Source organism: Polaromonas sp. P1_G4 (assembly GCF_056405475.1).
The window spans coordinates 1-2042 of sequence record NZ_JBFUCA010000644.1 but is presented as its reverse complement, the minus strand read 5'-3'; the positions used below and the strand labels follow the sequence as shown (position 1 = coordinate 2042).

The window sequence follows — 2042 nt, the reverse complement described above, 5'->3', positions numbered from 1 at the left end:
ATACAAGACCACCAGGCAAGCGATACAAAAATCACCAATACTTGCTTTTATGTGGGCTAAAGCGGCAGCCGAATGGCTGCCTCTCAAATAGGTCGGCCATGAACTGGAGCAAATTGCCCAAGGGCGAATTTACCGGTATTGACTGGGCGTTGCCCAATGCCACCAATGGTTTTGACCCTTACCTGGTCTGGGCCGAAACCGACAGTTTTGCCGGCTATGGCGACACACAGCCCAAGTGGTTGCCCATCGCTATTGAGCTGACGCGGGGTACCACGGTGTCCCAGCTTATTGCCGCGGCCTCCCCCAAGTGGCTCCATGTGCCACCTGTGTATGCCGGCACGGTCGCGCCGGCTGGCCTGAGGTTTTGCACCGCGCGGGTCAGGCCTGCGTTTTTCAAGGCAATTCAGCCGGGTGGCAGCCTTCACCCGCTGGTACTACGGCTTGAGCTGGGGCTGCCTGCAGCTGAATACGCTGACGATCCGGTGGGGAGCTCGCACACCAATCCACCTCCACATTCGCGCGGCGAAGCGTACCAAGCTGAAGCCAGTGCTGAGCGCCTGCTTTCGGGCAAGGTGTTCGGACTGATTGACGATAGCCTGGCATTGGCCCATGCGAATTTTCTCCATCAGGGCAAGGCCCGTACCCGCTACTTCTGGCGGCAAGACGCACGAGGCAAGGGCCGCACACCCACCGGGTTGGGCTATGGACACGAGCTAACCGCCGCAGACATCAATGCAGCCATGCAGGCCAATGTCTATAACGGCTTGGTGGATGAAAGCGCCGTTTATGTCGCACTGGGGCTTTCTACCCTGGGCCAGAAACAGCCCAAGACCGAGCGCTTTTTTCACGCGCTGGACACGTCGATCAGTCACGGCTCACATGTCATGGATCTGGCAGTGGGGCCGCGCAAGCTGCTGGCCCAGGTGGCCAACTTGCCGCCTGCGTATGACGCGCCGCCTAGCTGGGCGCTGGCCAACGACGATGCCAGCCGCGCGCCGCTGGTTGCAGTGCAACTCGACTACGACACCGTGCAAGACACCTCGGGCGGCTCGATGAATGTGCATGTGCTGGACGGGTTTATGTACATCCTCTCTCGCTGCACCCCCACGGCCAAGGTGACGGTGAACGTGAGTTTTGGCACGCTGGCCGGGCCGCATGACGGAACGTCGCTGCTTGAGGCAGCCATGGACCAGCTGATCACCCTCCTTCATGGCCGCCTGCAGATTGTTGTGGCTGCTGGCAATGGCTACCAACTGCGCATGCATGCCAATACAACGCTGGCGAAAAACAAGTCCGCCACGCTGCATTGGTGCGCACTGCCCGACGATACAACGCAAAGCTTTGTGGAGCTCTGGATTGAAGAGAACCGCGAAGGCCTGGAGATTGAAATTACGCCGCCAGGGCAAGCGGCCTTGCCAGCATTGAAGTTTGGCCAGTCCCGAATGTGGGCCAACAGCGACAAGCAGCCCCTTTGCGCGCTGATTTATCCAAAGACGGTGGYCACTGGCCGGCGTGGCACCTGCGCCCTGCTGGCGGTGTCACCCACCTTCAGCTTCGAGAAGAAAGACGTCACAGCTCCCAGCGGAGTATGGCAAATCAAGCTGACGAACACCGCCACAAAATCGGTCACGGTGGATGCCTACGTGGAGCGAGACGATGTGGTCATCGGCACCCATACCGGAGCGCGCCAATCGCACTTTGAGGACGAGTGGTACGACACCAGTGGCAACCCCGGCTCCTTTGTCGATCACCCCAACAATCCAAGCCTGATCCGGCGCAGCGGCAGCTTCAACAGCATTGCCACGGGCAGTAAAACTGTGTCGGTCGGCGGCACCCGTATCACGGGGTCGAAATGGGCGCACTATTCCCCGCAAAAACCAGACCCCGATGCAGCGCGGCCGCAGCGACCCGGCGTCGTCAAAATCCCGGATGCAGCCGCCTCCAGCGACGAAAACCCGGCCACGCTGGGTGTCAGTGCCGCAGGGACGCGTAGCAGTGCCGTGGTGCGCTTGCAGGGTACGAGCGATGCGTCGCCGCAAGAG

1 protein-coding gene is annotated in these 2042 nt (G+C 60.6%); it reads left to right on the top strand.

Annotation, left to right across the window (positions count from 1 at the left end; translation table 11 throughout):
• Nucleotides 1-98: 98 nt before the first annotated feature.
• On the top strand, nucleotides 99-2042 hold a 1944-nt coding region (locus AC1D1X_RS21675), incomplete at its 3' end, for a S8/S53 family peptidase (protein ID WP_477699154.1).